This window comes from Bacteroides sp. CAG:189 (genome assembly GCF_000432295.1).
Taxonomy (GTDB): Bacteria; Bacteroidota; Bacteroidia; order Bacteroidales; family Bacteroidaceae; genus Bacteroides; species Bacteroides salyersiae.
Genome location: NZ_HF990978.1, coordinates 1 through 17,595, shown reverse-complemented (window position 1 = coordinate 17,595; position 17,595 = coordinate 1). Strand labels below are relative to the sequence as shown.

The following is a 17,595-nucleotide window of genomic DNA, read 5'->3' as shown; positions in this document are numbered from 1 at the left end:
TTACCTTCCTTTCTTATTATAACCAACTTGTGTACGCACGCACCGGAAACCGATATAGGAACGTTGTTCATTCTGATATTCCGAAGCACGGGCATCCGAACGGATAAGGGCATTCACGTCTTTCCATGAACCGCCGCGAATCACTTTCTTCTTCATACGGTAAGGATCTTCAACAGCAGCATTGTATTGCAATTCCGGATTAAAATCGTTCATCGACATCACTCCTGATTCAGTATAAACAGTCGATGTCCATTCGGAAACATTACCAGCCATATCATACAACCCGTTCACATTAGGAGAATAGGCACCTACACGAGTAGTTATCAGGTTACCGTCTTTGGTATAGTCACCCTTGCCCGGTTTATAGTTGGCTTTATAACATCCTTTTTCATCCTTGGTCTCTTCATCCGACCACGGATACTTATTACCGTCACGTCCACGCGCGGCAAACTCCCACTCCACTTCTGTCGGGAGCCGATAACGCTGTATGAATCGCGCCTGTCCTTTCAAACCAGCCATTAAATAGTTCGTACGCCACACACAGAAAGCATTCGCCTGTTCCCAGCTAACTCCTACGATCGGATTCTCATTGTAACTCGGATGATTGAAATACAACCGCATGTACGATTCATTATTCGCATTCGGAAAATCATTCACCCAACATGTCGTATCTGGATAAACGTTGATTATATAACTGTTCAGGAAATCCCATTCGCTGGAGAGAGGCCGCGTAATCGTACGATTCACAATACGACCGTCATCATCAATATAAGCCGTATCTTTGGAGATCATGATCACCTCGTCCGGATTAACTTCGATATCTGTATTCTTATTCCGTTCATTCGGATTCAAACGATTCCGACGCTTGGCAGCTTCCACATAATCAAAAACCTCATAATAATAGTTCATCTGAGAAGCGTCCAGCATCGTCGTACCATCGATCGGATGCTTTTTGTATACACTCTGAATCGCCATCAACTCATCTTCCGTAGGCTTTTTCCAAGGAATGGGTTTCGACCAGTTCAGATATGGCTTGATAGGATTACCCTCCCGGTCTTCTTCGATTTTATAAGCTTCATTACCTCCGTACGCAGGATCTGCCAGACGTTCACGGATAATAGAGTCGCGCACCCAGTACACAAATTGCTTGTATTCAGATACCGTTACTTCTGTCTCATCCATCCAAAAAGACTCAACCGAGATTTCCTTTGTCGGCACAGGTGCTCCCCAAAGTGAGTCCTGTTCTTCCGGTCCTATCTTAAGAGAACCGCGTTTTATCAGCACCATACCATAAGGAGCCGGCTCGTTCCATGCCGTGACACTGACGCCTACCACTTCTCCGCCGGTACCGCCACCTCCTGCCATGCGTCCCATACACGAAGAAAGCAAAGCGACCAGTAACGCCACTGCTATACAGTTTTTACTTTTCATCCTTTTCTCCACAATTATAAGATTCGTACACTCTTATGTTTATTCTTACTTTTCTTAAATAAATTGATATCCATCGCATAACTTACTATCAAATCGTGACTGCCATTCCCGATTCCGATTTTTGACGTATAAGCTTCGTAAGCATATCCCACCGTCACTCCACGAATCGTAGCTCCGATACTTACTGTAAAGGAAACTCCCGGTGAATAAGTAAGCCCTCCGACAAAAACTCTTTCATTAAAAGTATACAATACACGTCCTGTCAGATCGGCTCTTACCTTATTTAAATCACTCTGTAATAATAGCGACGGTTGTATGGAAACTAACGGATTACGAGTCTGAATATTGTATCCGCCAGTGAAATAAAGCATTGGATCAATCTTTAGACTACTCGTTGCACCGGCCTCTGTAGTCCCCATTTCTATGGTCGGCGAAGTAAGGTGATGTCCGGAGAAGCCGACATAAAATTTCGGATGTGAATAAAATCCTCCGACCCCCAAGTCAAGCCCCATACCATTTTTCTGTTCCGTCGGAAAAGCAGGGTCCTCCTGCTTATCTTCTCCTAAATAGATATTTTCCGGATCAAACGAGACACTGACAAAACCCAATTGTAATCCCACGCCCAGCCTTCCTTTTCCAATCTGGTGTTTATAAGAATATTGCAGCCAAACACGCTGGTTGCGAAAAAGACCGATCGCATCACTAAAAAATCCCGCTCCTGCTCCATGTTTTTTATTAAACAGCGAAAAAGGCATATCTGCTCCAAAATACATCGTACGGGGTGAATGAGTGAAACCCATCATCTGCATGGAATAAGTTCCGGCGATATTTAGTTTATCTGTTTGTCCCGCCCAAGCAGGATTATAGAAGCCCTTCAAGTCCCAATATTGATTGAAGTGCACATCAAACTGCGCTTTGACCTTTGATGAGGTAAATAAAGCCAAAGTGGTGAGAATACATATAAAAAAAAACCGGTTCATCAGTATAAAGAACTACAAAACCGAAAAAAAATTGTGTGAAAGAAATAAATCAAGTATTTTTCTGTTAATCAGACTTTCCAAAAATAAAAGAACGCCCCTTAACTAATGTCGTCGTTTCCATATTTCCACATCTTTTTTATTACTATACTTTTAGAAGACAACCTGATTTGAAAAAGCATTGGATAAAAAATAAAAAATAATTTATTCAAAACAAATGCCCCGAGAATAATCGTATCTTTGCCTTTGCTCATGAAGAGTTTAAACAATTAATAAACAAGGTATTATCATATAGCCATAAAATCTAATGTAAAAAACACCCGGATGTTGTCGGTAAGAACATCCGGGTGTTTTGCATAACAACATGGGGATGTTTTCACCAGAAACATCCCCATGTTGTTATTGTTTCATGCTAATATCCTCAATCTTAAAAACCTATCATCAAATTACCGAAAAATATATAGTTTATATATGGAAAAGTAAGTATCACTCATATCTTCTTTTTTAGAGATTGATTTGTTTCTCTATTTAGGTAAGAACGAATAATATTTGAAATTCTATTATATCCATAAATCTACTCTCATAAATAATGTATGACAGTTGTTCTTCAACAAACCGACAATCATCATGTACTATCCCCCTGAAAGTAGATTCCCACATTTATCCTGATCCAATCAAAATCAGCCATTATTTATTAGACTTAATATCCAACTTTACCGGTTTGATCATATTTTCCGGTTTCAAAATAGTATCGAGATCTTTCTTTGAAAGAATGCCGTGCTCCAATACTAATTCATAAACACCTCTGCCTGTTTCAAGAGCCTCTTTGGCTATCTTTGTGGAGTTCTTATAACCAATTACAGGATTAAGCGCAGTAACCACACCAATACTGTCGTGCACATAACGACGACAGACTTCTTCATTCGCCGTAATGCCATCGATACATAAAGTACGCAAGGTATCAAATCCGTTCATCAACAGATCCGCCGACTCAAAACAGCACTGCGCCATCACAGGCTCCATAGCATTGAGTTCCATTTGTGCTGCTTCACCACTCATGGCTACACAAAGGTCGTTTCCAATCACTTTATAGGAGACTTGATTCATCACCTCGGGAATCACCGGATTGACCTTGCCCGGCATAATAGACGATCCGGGTTGCATGGCAGGAAGATTAATCTCCCCTAAGCCACAACGCGGACCGGAAGCCAACAGACGCAAGTCATTACAAATCTTATTCATTTTCACAGCGACACGCCGCATAGCCGATGAATACCCCACCATGGCGGAAGTATCCGAAGTGGCACCCACCAAATCTTCGGCCAGCTTGATATCCCAACCGGTAATTTTGCGCAGAGCTTCAATACATTTCTCTGCATATTCCGGTTCGGCAGTAATTCCGGTCCCGATAGCGGTAGCCCCCATGTTGACTGTCAGAAAATCCTGTGCTGCAAAATCCAAATTCTTAATCTCATCACGAAGAATGCTTGCAAAGCCGTTAAATGTCTGCCCCAAAGTCATCGGTACGGCGTCTTCCAATTGGGTACGCCCCATCTTGATAATATGTGCAAACAGAGTAGCTTTCTTCTGAAAAGCCTCGATCAATTCACTGAAATGTTTCACTAATTTGAGATGGGTATAGTACATGCCAAGATGTATAGCCGTGGGATAGGCATCATTGGTAGATTGTGAACGGTTCACGTGATCGTTGGGTGAGCAGTATTGATATTCTCCCCGCTGATGTCCCATCAACTCGAGCGCACGGTTTGCTATCACTTCATTGGCATTCATATTGGTAGTCGTTCCGGCACCGCCCTGAATCATATCCACCGGAAACTGCCCATGATGTTCGCCTTCAAGAATTTCTTTACAGGCCTTAAGAATAGCATCCACCTGTTCCTTTGTCAATAAGCCGAGTTCATAGTTAGCAACTGCCGCCCCCATCTTGGTGATAGCAAGCGCATTTATAAACAAGGGATACTCGTTTAAATGGAATTTACTGATACGGAAATTTTCAATTCCCCTTAATGTCTGAACACCGTACAATGCATCTGCCGGTACTTCACGACTACCGATCAAGTCACTTTCCGTACGGGTTTCTCTTGATAAATTCTGTTCCATAATTTCTATTTTTAATAGGATATTTTTTATTTGTTCTAATATAATAACCACCCCCGGCTGTTATTGTTTTAATAAATATGCAAAAACCATTCAACGTTTTTTTTGTTGTTTAAACTACAGTAACAGATTTCAGTTACCTTTGTCAGAATTCTTAAAAGAAATGATATGATTTTACAATTAGCATTCGTATTAACTGCAATTATTGTCGGTGCCCGTTTGGGCGGCATCGGACTCGGAGTAATGGGAGGCGTCGGGCTTGCCATACTTACTTTCGGCTTTGGATTACAACCCACAGCCCCTCCGATAGATGTCATGCTGATGATCGCTGCCGTAATCTCGGCAGCTTCGTGTATGCAGGCCGCAGGCGGTCTCGACTACATGGTAAAACTTGCTGAAAAGTTATTGCGTAAAAATCCTTCTCACGTTACTATTCTAAGTCCGATCGTAACCTATTTGTTTACGTTTGTAGCCGGAACAGGGCATGTTGCCTACTCCGTTCTTCCGGTAATAGCAGAGGTAGCTACCGAAACCAAAATCCGCCCGGAAAGGCCCCTCGGCATTGCCGTTATCGCTTCACAACAGGCCATTACGGCAAGTCCCATATCGGCAGCAACCGTAGCCCTGTTAGGCTTATTGGCCGGATTCGATATTACTTTATTCGATATTTTAAAAATAACGATTCCTGCAACTATTATCGGTGTATTGGCAGGAGCTTTCTTCTCGATGCGTGTAGGAAAAGAGTTAGTAGATGATCCCGAATATCAGAAACGTATAGCAGAAGGACTCATCAAAGAGCACAAAGTAACCATTAAAGATGTGCAGAACAAGCGTCACGCGTTGGTTTCCGTACTTATCTTCATACTGGCCACTATATTTATTGTATTTTTCGGATCGTTTGAAGGGATGCGCCCTTCTTTTCTGATAGACGGAGAAATCGTTACGTTAGGAATGTCGTCCATCATTGAAATTGTGATGTTATCGGCAGCCGCACTGATCCTTTTGTTCACCAAAACGGACGGTTTGAAAGCAACACAAGGCTCTGTCTTCCCGGCCGGAATGCAGGCAGTAATAGCGATTTTCGGTATTGCCTGGATGGGTGATACATTCCTGCAAGGAAATATGGGTGAACTGACCCAATCTATTGAGGGGTTCGTGCGTGAAATGCCTTGGCTATTCGGTATCGCGCTGTTTATCATGTCCATCTTGCTTTATAGCCAAGCTGCCACTGTACGGGCATTGATGCCCTTAGGAATTGCTTTAGGCATTTCTCCTTATATGCTTATTGCCATGTTTCCGGCTGTCAACGGATATTTTTTCATACCCAACTACCCCACAGTGGTAGCAGCTATTAATTTTGACCGTACCGGTACAACAAAAATAGGCAAATATGTGTTGAATCATTCCTTTATGATGCCCGGTATCGTATCGACAGTGGTGGCCATCGTACTGGGACTTCTGTTCATACAAATTTATTAAACTGTAATATATTAAACCTAAACAACCATTCAGTCATGAAAGAATTAAAAAAATTAAGCCTGATAGTAGTCGTGTTATTACTATCCGCAACCGCAGCTCTCGCCGCCGGAAAACCTAACATCCACATCCTCGCAACCGGTGGAACCATTGCCGGAACAGGTACCTCGGCCACTTCTACAAACTATACAGCCGGCCAAGTAGCTATCAGTACCCTTCTGGATGCCGTTCCGGGATTAAACGATATTGCCAATGTGACCGGTGAACAGATTGTAAAAATCGGTTCACAGGACATGAATGATGCTGTTTGGCTCACGCTTGCCAAAAAGATAAACGAATTATTGAAACGTTCGGATATAGACGGTATCGTGATTACCCACGGAACAGATACCATGGAAGAAACTGCTTATTTCCTAAATCTGACAGTAAGAAGCAATAAGCCGGTGGTGTTGGTGGGAGCCATGCGCCCTTCTACCGCTTTAAGTGCAGACGGTCCGCTCAATATTTACAATGCCGTAGTCACCGCAGGTGCCAAAGAATCCATAGGTAAGGGCGTATTGGTAGCCATGAACGGCCTCATCTTAGGAGCAGAAAGCGTTCAGAAAATGAACACGATCGACGTGCAGACTTTTCAAGCTCCCAACTCCGGAGCTTTGGGGTACATCTTCAACGGAAAAGCCTATTATAATCAGGCTCCATTAAAGAGACATACCCTACAATCCGTTTTTGACGTGACCTACCTGGAATCACTCCCCAAAGTAGGTATCGTCTATAGTTACTCAAACATAGAAGCCGACATGGTAACTCCCCTGTTGGAAAATGGATATAAAGGTATTATCCATGCAGGAGTAGGTAATGGAAATATTCATAAAAACATTTTCCCTGTACTGATTGATGCCCGTAAAAAAGGAATACTCGTTGTCCGTTCTTCCAGAGTACCCACCGGTCCTACAACGCTGGATGCAGAAGTGGACGATGCCCAATATCAGTTTGTTGCATCTCAGGAGCTAAATCCGCAGAAAGCACGCGTATTACTCATGCTTGCATTGACCAAAACCAATGACTGGAAAAAGATACAGGAATATTTCAATGAATACTAAAATTAGTGATTGGTAGTGAGTGATTAGTAAATTCACTTATCACTAATCACTAATTCATTAACCTAACTGTTTATGAAAAAATTAATGTTTATGCTACTCATTTTGGGTAGTATTCAGGGGGTATATGCCCAAAGGACAGAGAAAAGTAAGAAATTCATGGTTGATAAAACGCTATTTGAGGAATTGACCGATGTAAAAAAGAAATCGGATAAATTCAACCTTTACCTCAATATGCAAGGAGGATTTGATGCAAACTTCAGAGACGGATTCGAAGAAGGGGCTTTCAAAATGAGGCAGCTACGTATCGAAATGAAAGGAAACATCAACAACTGGCTCTCTTACCGCTATCGCCAACGCTTGAACCGTTCCAACGACGGAGGCGGAATGATTGATAATGTTCCTACTTCCATCGATTATGCCGGAATCGGAATAAAGCTGAACAATCGCTTCAACCTTTTTGCCGGTAAGCAATGTACCGCCTACGGTGGAATTGAATTCGATCTGAATCCGATCGATATCTACGAATACAGTGATATGATCGAGAACATGAGTAATTTCATGACCGGATTGAATATCGGCTATAATCTGACCTCCACCCAGCAGCTTAATCTACAGATATTGAACAGCCGGAACGGCTCATTTGACAGTACCTATGGAATTACCGAGAATGAAGAGGGGAAACTGCCCGACTTGAAATCAGGTAAACTCCCACTGGTATATACATTGAACTGGAACGGAACTTTCAACGATATATTCAAGACCCGTTGGTCTGCTTCTATTCTAAACGAAGCAAAAAGCAAAAACATGTATTACTATGCATTAGGTAACGAGTTAAATCTGGACAAGTTCAATATGTTTCTCGATTTTATGTATGCCCAAGAAGGGATAGACAGAAACGGAACAATCACCGGAATTGTCGGGCGCCCCGGCGGACACAATGCTTTTGATACTGGTTATCTGTCGGTAGTCACCAAGCTGAACTACCGTTTCCTACCCAAATGGAATGTATTCGTAAAAGGGATGTACGAGACCGCTTCTGTAACTAAAAGCACAGAAGATATCGCTAAAGGCAATTACCGTACTTCCTGGGGCTATCTTGCCGGAGTAGAATATTATCCGATGGAAACAAATCTGCATTTTTTCCTTACCTATGTAGGACGTTCGTACAACTTCACCTCCCGTGCCAAAATACTGGGACAAGAAAACTACTCCACCAACCGCATATCCGTAGGGTTCATCTGGCAAATGCCTGTATTTTAAGCATAAATAAAAAATACCCGGAAGTTTATCACTACCGGGCATTTTTTTATTTGTGTCATTTTTTCAGAATCAATACTCCTCCTCGTTGAAAAAGAAGTCTTCCTTACTCGGATAATCCGGCCATATATCTTCTATACTTTCATAGATTTCGCCCTCATCTTCCATTTCCTGCAAGTTCTCTATTACCTCAAGAGGAGCTCCCGAACGCATGGCATAATCAATCAACTCATCCTTAGTTGCCGGCCAAGGAGCATCTTCCAACTTTGATGCTAATTCCAATGTCCAATACATAAGCTATAAGTATTTAAATTGTGAATATTAATCTTAGGTTTCTATTTTTCGGCAAAAGTATAACAAAAAATTTCACTTGCAACTATTATTCCAAAATATTTCTTCTTTTCCCTCGTTAAAATTGATTTTACGTGATAAAATGAATAAATAATCTGATAATCTGTTTACATAAGCTAACAATTCAGGAGAAATTGTACTACTTTCGGACAGAGTAAGTATCCGCCGTTCGGCACGCCGGCACACCGTACGGCAGATATGACAGACGGCAGCACCGGCCGCGCCACCGGGAAGCACAAAATTACTCAAAGGGGGAAGGATTTCGTCGGCAGCATCTATCTCATGTTCAATCTGCTCCACATCGGCAGGGGTAATGATGCTGACTTCATTCAACCGTACTTTGTCTTGATCGGTAGCCAGGTGAGAGCCTATAGCAAACAATTTATTTTGCACATGCAAAAGAAATTCCCTATCATGCTCTTCATTGAGATAAGTGATCAATAATCCAAGATTAGCATTCAGTTCGTCTACCGTACCATAGGCCTCCAGACGAATATGTGTTTTCGACACGCGTGTTCCTCCAATCAATCCGGTAGTACCACGGTCTCCGGTCTTTGTATATACAAGGCTCTTCTTCATAATCATCGTTCTTTAGGAATTCATTTTATATGGTTAACACACAAATATAATCAGAAGTTGACTATATAGTGCTGTTTTATCTTTGTTTTATCAAAGAAAAGAATCCCCACGTCATAAAGATCAAAAGTAATACCTACCCGATCATCCGCTTTCAATCGCTCCCAAAGGTTCTTCATTGCTTTGGAATAATGAATGCCACGAATCACGAAAACACTCTGCTGAACGACCCGTGCAAGACAAATACGAAAAACATCTTCCACCAGAACCGGACTCTGATGACAATGTATATAAAGAAAATCTACGGGTACGTCCGCTTCCAGAAAAAGTTCGGAAAGCTCGGAAGCAAACGTATAATCGGCAGTTGCCTTTCCGGATTGCAAATACAAAGAAGAAGAGGATGGAGTACCAAAATCGATAATCGTACCGGGTTGTATCCTGTTTACCAACCGGAACAACAGACGCTTTACTTTAAGAGACTCGTTTCGCCATCCTTTACCATGATTCCTCTTCTGTTTTTTTTCTTCCTGCGCCAATTCCTTATAAGCGTAATAAGGAGTTTTCTCGTAGAAAAGACAAGTGATCAATTCAAAGGCAAAAGGGGAATGTACACCATATCCACAGCGATGGCGCACACGGGAAAGCCAGATAAAAGGCCGTTTTAAAGCAAGTATGATGTTCATAGCGGGGTATACTGTAATATTTTGCAGCAAAGATATATTTTTTAGTTCATAGAGAATAATCAAACACCGGAATAAAAAATGAGCCGGCTCGTTTACAACCGGGCCGGCTTATTCATTCAATCAATTAAAAGATCTTACTGCAATCTAAAGGTAACAGGCACTGTGTATTTCACTCTAACCGATCTGGCTCCCTGAATACCCGGTTTCCATTTCGGCATTGCTTTAATCACACGAAGCGCCTCTTTATCCAGATAAGGATCTACACTGCGCACTACCACAGGATCGGTAATCGTTCCGTCTTTGTCAACCACAAATTGAATAATCACCCTCCCTTGGATCCCCTGTTCCTGGGGGACAACAGGATACTTAATATTCTTGTTAAGGTACTGTAACAAAGCCCCATTTCCACCCGGAAATTCCGGCATCTTTTCGGCCGTAACAAGAATTTCATCTTCGACTGGCTCGTTTTCTGTTTCTACAACAACCGGTCTGTATTTTATTTCAACCGGATCTTCAAAATCATCAAATCCCAAAACCACTGCATCTGCTTCCAGATCATCATCATCGACTATATTGAGCAATTCTGCCACTTTTACAACCGGTGGGGGCGGTGGTTCCAGCTTCTCTTCGGGATACGTGATAGGGAGAAGTGTCTCAACGAAAACGGGTTCATCGGCGAGCGAGCCGGTAGCAACTTTGATGTCATGCTGTGTCCATTCGAACGTAACGAACATGAAAGCAAGCACTACTACAAAACCCATAAGCAACCAAGTACCGCGTTGGTTCTCAATCGCTGCTCTTTTGGATTTCTTTACTTCCATAAAAAATGAATTTAAGTAATTAATAATAGAAAATATATATAGTATATACTATCTCTTGCTCAGATTACTTAACGCGCTTTTTTATTTACTGTGAATATAGCATTTTTACCGATAGACTGTTCATTCTCAAATGATTATTTAAGAAATAAGTGCGTTATTTTCTTAAAATTAAGCTAAAAGTAGTATCTTTGCCTACAGATGTACCAAACTTTGATTTTATGAAGACAAAAGATTCTGTCTGGAAAACCCTCAGCAGTGAATATATTTTCCGCCGTCCGTGGCTCACCGTACGCCGTGACAACATGGAATTGCCCAACGGCAACCGCATACCGGAATATTATATCCTCGAATATCCCGACTGGGTAAACATGATCGCAATTACCCGCGACAATCGCTTTATCTTTGTACGCCAGTACCGACCGGGAATTGCCCGGACCTGCTATGAATTGTGCGCCGGAGTATGCGAAACAGAAGACGCTTCACCGCTGGTCTCCGCACAACGCGAACTGCTGGAAGAGACCGGATATGGAAATGGAAACTGGCAGGAATACATGGTACTGTCGCCCAATCCCAGTACACATACCAACGTTACCTATTGTTTTTTAGCAACTGACGTGGAACCCATAGCCCCACAGCATCTGGAAGACACGGAAGACCTGACGGTACACCTGCTCACACTGGAAGAGGTGAAACAACTACTATTGAACAACGAAATAATGCAATCACTGCACGCCGCCCCGCTCTGGAGGTACATGGCAGAAAAGCGGCTCATCTAAACATTCTCAACTAACATCGGATATGAAAAAAACAACGACGATTCTACTCCTGCTTTTCCTGCTGTCATGCCGGGTGATGGGACAAATCGACTATCTGGAACCTATAAAGGATTACACCAAATATAAAGACGAATTAAGCGGATATTATTGCAACGTATTCTCGCTATTGAACACCGGACTGACCAAACAGCCTTACGCACAATATACCGCCTTGCCCTCTTTCTCACCGGAATACACTGTATCGACAGAAGTACAAGGTGGCAAATATTACCTTGTTTCGAACACACTGTCGCAAAATAGCTGGCAAGCAGAAAGGAACCAAATTAAAGTAAACAGGAAATCCGTGGCAATAAGCAAAGCACTCTATCAGGCATTCGGTGAGCTTCTGCAACTAACCACCGGGCAGATACAAGATATGGACGGTTCAACCACCGGACTGGACGGAACCACTTATTATTTTAGCGCCACAAATGATAAGGGAAAAGTAATGACAGGAAAAAAATGGTCACCGGATAGTGCTACGCTGATGGGCCGTCTGGTGCAGATCTGCGAATCGGCCTATGCTTTATCCACAGGAAAAGAGGTTCCGGAAAGTATGATTATAAAAGACACTCAAACATTGCTAAAAGATTTGCGCGACCGAAACAAAGCATTTCCCGATGAATACAAACAGCCGAAATATTCGGGTATCTTTCCTGCCGGGCTGTGGCAAAGTATCGAATCCGGGAAAGAACTGGAAGCGATACCGCAATTTCCGGAAGGTACTCCGGAAACTTATGCGACAAAGCACATGACCTACCCGCCTTCTCTACTGGAAAAATCAATCAAAGGATATGCCCTCTGCCAGTTTACAGTAAGCAGGGAAGGTAATGTGACAAATGCACATATCTTGCAATACTCGCATCCGAAATTCGCAGAAGAGGCACTGAGAATAGTCAAGGGCATGCCCAAATATCTGCCGGCAATGTCAGAAAGCCGACCGGTGGCATGCAACTATGTGCTCTATATACCTTTCAGACCATCGGTAGCACAAAAACAGTAACAGCTAAAACGTCACAATTTATCATCAAGAAGCAATGTTACAAATTTGTTTCTCGTAGAGAAACGAACCGTTCCTCTATGAGGAACAGTCCGAAACTCTACGAGAAATAGATCGAAACTCCATGTCGAAAAAGTAAAGATTATAATCCATTATTTATCAACTAATTATACATTTCAATTAATATTCAACATTTGTAATTATATATAACCAACATTTTTCCTCAACTTCATACTGTTACAAAAAGACCGATCGTTTTATAATGTTAAATTTATCCGGTTTATGCAGTCTTTACTATTTTTATGTATCATATTTATAATATTGTCGTGATACATACATGGATAGAACTGATTTTGTAGATTTGTGCAAAAAAGGAGATGAGCAGGCTCTAAACTCGCTCTACAATACTTATTCGGGGAAGATGATGAAGATATGCCTTCGTTATGTGCCCGACAGGCAAATTGCACAAGACCTGCTTCATGATGGTTTCATTGTTATTTTTAGTTCTATCGGCTCTTTGCGTAATCCTGAAAGGCTGGAAAGCTGGATGGGAGTCATAATGAAGAACACAGTACTCCGGTATCTCAATCAAAGTAATTCTACTTACACCGTTCCTTTATCCGAAATGTGCGAAGAAGACGAACCGGCAGACAATCCTTTAGTGACGGAGTTCATATCGTACGACCGAATGATGGAACTGGTGGAACGCTTGCCGGAAGGATACTCAAAAGTTTTCAAACTGGCAGTGCTCGAAGGATTATCCCACAAAGAAATAGGCGATCTACTGAATATAGCCCCTCATTCATCATCTTCTCAACTGCATCGCGCAAAAGCCCTGCTAAAAAAGATGATCGTCAATTACCGCTTGATTCTCATCCTGTTGTTACTGTTCTTCATTCCATTGTTCAACTTTCATGATCATTGGAAAAAACAAAACTGTCTGTCGAAATTGGTAATACGCCAAACAAAAGCAGAGAAAAAGCAGGAGACCAAACAGACAGATTCCTCGGAACAGCCTGTTCGCCACAAAGATAAATACCGGCAACTACCCGATATGGCCATTACTCCTCCGCCGGTATATACTGAGCCACTTCCATCTACCCTGCCTATAAGTGAACTTACGGCAAGCATACCTTTACCATCGTCCGATTCGAAATTACCAGACGCAACGATCTCCGGTACATATCCGATAGAAAAGATTGTACCCCACCAGCGTACCCGGAAAACCGGGAAATGGAAACTTATGTTAGCAGGATCGGTAGGCCCGCAATTAGCACAGAATCTATACAAATTGATCGCGATCCCTCATGATGATGAAGTAGGTGCAGACTTCCCCCAACAAGTAGGCACTTGGGAAGAATATTATGCTTATCTGAACACCCGTTACCAAGAGGGAACTTTAGGAGATTCGCTTACCCTGATGAAAATTGCCGAAAACAATCAGGGAAGGATTGTAGAATACCAACATCATGATTCTCCGATTACAATCGGACTTGCCATAAATAAAAAGCTAAACAGTCGTTGGAGTCTCGAAACGGGATTGCAATATACCTTTCTGAAATCGGACTTCAGTACGGGAGAAGAATACCGCATCCAGGAAATACAAAAGCTCCATTATATAGGCATTCCACTACGCGCCTCCTACCGTTGGGGACATTTCAAAAAACTTTCATTCTACTCTACGGCCGGTATACAGGTAGATATTCCTCTGAAAGGAACGCTCCACACCTTTTCGCACATGATGGACAGCGCATCAGTCAACATTGACAACCGTTCACTGAGCGTACCTCTCCAATGGTCGATCAATGCAAGTGTGGGTGCGCAATATCATTTCACTCCTCACACCAGCTTTTACGTAGAGCCTACTCTCAATTATTACATTCCCGACGGAAGCGGACTACGCACCATCCGAAAAGAACATCCGGTGACCTTCACCATCCCTGTCGGGATACGTTTTAGCTGGTAAAGAGTTGAATAAAAAAGAAAGAAATTCTCCGTAAAATCATTTGGGCATGCAGTCATTTACCGGAAAGATTATCTTACTTATAGATAATAAAAAAGAATGAATGCGTATACCATGAAAAATAAAAAGCAAGCGAAGAATAGCATTAAAAAACTCTCGATACTGATACCTGCTTATAACGAATCTAAAACAATCGTCGGTATTTTAGAAAAGATCATACGTGTGGATTTACCCGAAACCATTAAAAAAGAAATCATCATCATCGATGATTGCTCTACCGATCACACAGACGAGAAAGTGGCACAGGTAATGAAATCGCATTCCGAGATGTACATCAAATATATCAGGCTCAAAGAAAACAGAGGAAAAGGATATGCCATACGAACCGGAATTACCAATGCCACAGGCGAGATTATCATCGTACAAGATGCCGATTTAGAATACGATCCCAATGATTATTCAATCTTATTGCAACCTATTTTATCGGGAAAGTACAAGATCGTGTACGGCTCCAGACTCTTAAACAGAAATAATAAATATTCGTATCACAGTTTCTATTGGGGCGGCAGACTGATTTCCTTGATTACAAGTCTGCTTTTCTCCTGCAAAATTACCGATGAACCTACTTGCTACAAAATGTTCGATGCATCTGTGTTGAAATCTATCCCGCTTACCTATGACCGGTTCGGATTCTGTCCCGAAATTACCGCAAAGGCACGCAGATGCGGCTATGCTATAAAAGAAGTTCCGATAAATTATTATCCACGTTCCAAGCAAGAGGGGAAAAAGATTAAATGGTGTGATGGGGTTGAAGCAATCTGCATTCTATTCAAATTCCGATTCCACAACAAGTGGCAACCGATGCAATACAGAAACATGTGTAAAGCAAACACCGCTTACCAATCACGGCCTGTGACAAACAGAAGAAGACTCCTAAAAAATGTATCCTTTTTAATCCTTGCCGCACTTTTAGTATTTTATGCATTCTCCAAACAACCCGGATATCACTGGGTGTATTTTAACTTACTCAGGGGCAATATGGAAACAATCAAAAAGTATCCCAAACTAACTTTTGAACAGAAAATGCAGATGAAACTCGGCACCAGCTATGAATATCTCTTATACCTTAAACAGGCAACACCGGAAAATGCCGTTATTCTTTATCCCGACTCAAAAGATTTCCATGAGAAAGGCAGCCCATTCACCCAAAACATCGATAACAAAATCTACGCCACCCGTTTCCTGTATCCCCGTAAATTAATATTGGAAAGTGAACGGAAAACCGGCAAATATAAGGATGAAATAACCCATGTTGCCATCGTAAACGGAAAAGGAACGGAAAAGTTGCCTTATCCGGTCGATACAGAATTTCAGCACGGCGTATTACCTCTAAAACCTCAAACCAAATAATAACATATGCTTATCTTAGGAATAATTATCCTATTCATAATAGGATTTCTCACGATCCATCTTATTTCGATCCGGTTTTCTACAAGTGAAAAAGCAGGCCTTGCCTTTCCCGTCGGACTGGGACTGGAAACCATGATGATGGCTCTGATTGATCTGTCGGGGATTCCACTAACCGCCACAAGTATATTGACAGCCGGTCTCTTTCTGATTATCATCTTATCGGTTCCGCTATATCTGCGGAAAGAAGAGCTTATGGCATACTACAAGCAACCCCTTTCTTTCAAATTATCTGATTATAATCTTATCTGGCTCTTCTTCATTGCGCTTATTGTGTATCTGGAATATATGAATTTTTCCAAATGCATCTATTTCCCGACCTACGATAGGGACAGCCTTGCCGGATTCGACACCATAGGCTATGTAATAGCACAGGAACATACATTGAAAGGATTAAGTTTATTCCAGGCAGATTATATGCCACAAATTCACAATGCAGGAAGCTATATCGTATATGCACCGATGGTCCAATTAAGCTATGCATTCGTATATCTATTGGGAGCGGAAACCTCAAAACTTATTCCGGCATTGATATACCTGTCCTTTCTGATAGCATTCTATGGCTGCATGAAACGCGTCATAAACAAGACAGGTTCCGCCATTGCCGTATTTTTCATGATGATTACCCCGGAGATGTTTGCCTTTTCATCACTGTCGGCCACGAATGTCATTCATGCCGTCAGTGCATCATTGGGAATTATTTATATAGCTATCTGGTTTAAATACAGAGAAAAAAAAGACTTATATCTCGGTGCCTTATCACTGGGGCTGAATATCTGGACCCGCACGGATGGAATCGTGTTTATTCTGGCTGCATTATTCGTTATTACGATAGATGCAATAATAAAGAAAACATGGAAAAGTCCGATACCTGTACTTTTTTCTTTCATTCCGGCTTTATTATGGATACTTTTTGAGAAACTGGCCAATTTATATGCAGAAAGCATCGCAATACTTCACCCTTATTGGGATGCGGACAAAGCCGGTATCATCTGGCAATACATGAAACTACATTTTATGAATACGACTTATTACGGTTGGACCTTTACTTTCCTATCACTATCACTCATACTGAACAGTTGGTATTTAATAAAAAAGAGAGATAATCTCCCGATACTGATGATGATCCTAATTTCGTCTGCTTTATATATGATTGCTCTCTACCAAATCGACTACAAGTGGGACAGTATCCAAAATGTTCTGGCATATTCGGCTAAACGATTCCTGTTTTGTTTTGTACCTATGGCCTGGTTTTACGCCATGTCGAACAATTGGATCAGGCAAATTTTGAAAAAACTGGAATAACCAAAACAAAGCAATATTCCGGAGATATATGAAGAAAAACATTAACGTAAAGATAACGTTACGATAACATACTATGATACAAGGCTATCCTATCTTTGCAACATCGAAAGAAACAAAAATCGAATATAAACCATAAAAACAAGAGCCATATGAAAGCTTTAGTAGTATCAGTAGTAATCGTAATGACAACCGTATTCAATGCATTCAGTAACGGAAATCTCACCCAGTTTGCTTATAACACCACTACAGACGGAG

15 protein-coding genes are annotated in these 17,595 nt (G+C 41.7%); 8 read left to right on the top strand and 7 right to left on the bottom strand.

Translation table 11 applies throughout. The annotated features are described in order from the left end of the window. The 3 genes from QVP90_RS00750 to QVP90_RS00740 all read right to left on the bottom strand — a co-directional run bounded on the left by QVP90_RS00750 (window position 1) and on the right by QVP90_RS00740 (window position 4,529). The gene (locus QVP90_RS00750) at window positions 1-1,431 is read right to left on the bottom strand and encodes a formylglycine-generating enzyme family protein (protein ID WP_005928935.1); all 1,431 of its coding nucleotides are present in this window, start codon (window positions 1,429-1,431) and stop codon (window positions 1-3) included. Between the two features lie 14 nt (window positions 1,432-1,445). Beyond that, entirely contained in the window at window positions 1,446-2,411 is a 966-nt protein-coding gene (locus QVP90_RS00745; protein WP_005928933.1) for a PorP/SprF family type IX secretion system membrane protein, read from the bottom strand. A gap of 684 nt (window positions 2,412-3,095) precedes the next feature. After that, entirely contained in the window at window positions 3,096-4,529 is a 1,434-nt protein-coding gene (locus QVP90_RS00740) for an aspartate ammonia-lyase (RefSeq protein ID WP_021935422.1), read from the bottom strand. A gap of 165 nt (window positions 4,530-4,694) precedes the next feature. Here QVP90_RS00740 and QVP90_RS00735 point away from each other — a divergent pair, with 165 nt between their 5' ends. The 3 genes from QVP90_RS00735 to QVP90_RS00725 all read left to right on the top strand — a co-directional run bounded on the left by QVP90_RS00735 (window position 4,695) and on the right by QVP90_RS00725 (window position 8,362). Further along, entirely contained in the window at window positions 4,695-6,005 is a 1,311-nt protein-coding gene (locus tag QVP90_RS00735) for an anaerobic C4-dicarboxylate transporter family protein (RefSeq protein ID WP_005928919.1), read from the top strand. Window positions 6,006-6,040: 35 nt separating this feature from the next. Continuing rightward, on the top strand, window positions 6,041-7,102 hold the full coding sequence (gene ansB / locus QVP90_RS00730) for an L-asparaginase 2 (protein WP_021935421.1): 1,062 nt from the start codon (window positions 6,041-6,043) through the stop codon (window positions 7,100-7,102). Between the two features lie 72 nt (window positions 7,103-7,174). Continuing rightward, complete coding sequence (locus QVP90_RS00725; RefSeq protein ID WP_021935420.1) at window positions 7,175-8,362, top strand: porin; 1,188 nt, start codon at window positions 7,175-7,177, stop codon at window positions 8,360-8,362. Window positions 8,363-8,431: 69 nt separating this feature from the next. On the opposite strand, the gene QVP90_RS00720 is transcribed toward QVP90_RS00725, so the two are convergent. The 4 genes from QVP90_RS00720 to QVP90_RS00705 form a co-directional block, all read right to left on the bottom strand. After that, window positions 8,432-8,653, bottom strand: coding sequence for a DUF2795 domain-containing protein (locus tag QVP90_RS00720; RefSeq protein WP_002558131.1), 222 nt, complete (start codon window positions 8,651-8,653; stop codon window positions 8,432-8,434). Between the two features lie 72 nt (window positions 8,654-8,725). Continuing rightward, window positions 8,726-9,289 (bottom strand): cob(I)yrinic acid a,c-diamide adenosyltransferase, encoded by a 564-nt coding sequence (locus QVP90_RS00715; RefSeq protein ID WP_005928910.1) that lies wholly within the window; start codon window positions 9,287-9,289, stop codon window positions 8,726-8,728. Window positions 9,290-9,339: 50 nt separating this feature from the next. Further along, complete coding sequence (locus QVP90_RS00710) at window positions 9,340-9,969, bottom strand: hypothetical protein (RefSeq protein ID WP_005928907.1); 630 nt, start codon at window positions 9,967-9,969, stop codon at window positions 9,340-9,342. 134 nt (window positions 9,970-10,103) lie between these two features. Beyond that, window positions 10,104-10,790, bottom strand: a complete 687-nt coding sequence (locus tag QVP90_RS00705) for an energy transducer TonB (RefSeq protein ID WP_005928904.1) — start codon at window positions 10,788-10,790, stop codon at window positions 10,104-10,106. A 218-nt stretch (window positions 10,791-11,008) separates the two neighbouring features. Here QVP90_RS00705 and QVP90_RS00700 point away from each other — a divergent pair, with 218 nt between their 5' ends. From QVP90_RS00700 to QVP90_RS00680, 5 genes are all read left to right on the top strand, one after another. Continuing rightward, on the top strand, window positions 11,009-11,566 hold the full coding sequence (locus tag QVP90_RS00700) for an NUDIX hydrolase (protein ID WP_211460113.1): 558 nt from the start codon (window positions 11,009-11,011) through the stop codon (window positions 11,564-11,566). Window positions 11,567-11,588: 22 nt separating this feature from the next. After that, a complete protein-coding gene (locus QVP90_RS00695; RefSeq protein ID WP_021935417.1) occupies window positions 11,589-12,608 on the top strand; it encodes an energy transducer TonB in 1,020 nt (339 codons plus the stop codon). A 334-nt stretch (window positions 12,609-12,942) separates the two neighbouring features. Beyond that, the gene (locus tag QVP90_RS00690; protein ID WP_021935416.1) at window positions 12,943-14,571 is read left to right on the top strand and encodes a sigma-70 family RNA polymerase sigma factor; all 1,629 of its coding nucleotides are present in this window, start codon (window positions 12,943-12,945) and stop codon (window positions 14,569-14,571) included. A 111-nt stretch (window positions 14,572-14,682) separates the two neighbouring features. Continuing rightward, window positions 14,683-15,978: a glycosyltransferase family 2 protein gene (locus tag QVP90_RS00685; RefSeq protein WP_264380999.1), complete on the top strand. Its 1,296-nt coding sequence runs from the start codon at window positions 14,683-14,685 to the stop codon at window positions 15,976-15,978. A 6-nt stretch (window positions 15,979-15,984) separates the two neighbouring features. Further along, a complete protein-coding gene (locus QVP90_RS00680; RefSeq protein ID WP_021935414.1) occupies window positions 15,985-17,340 on the top strand; it encodes a glycosyltransferase family 39 protein in 1,356 nt (451 codons plus the stop codon). Window positions 17,341-17,595: the final 255 nt, after the last annotated feature.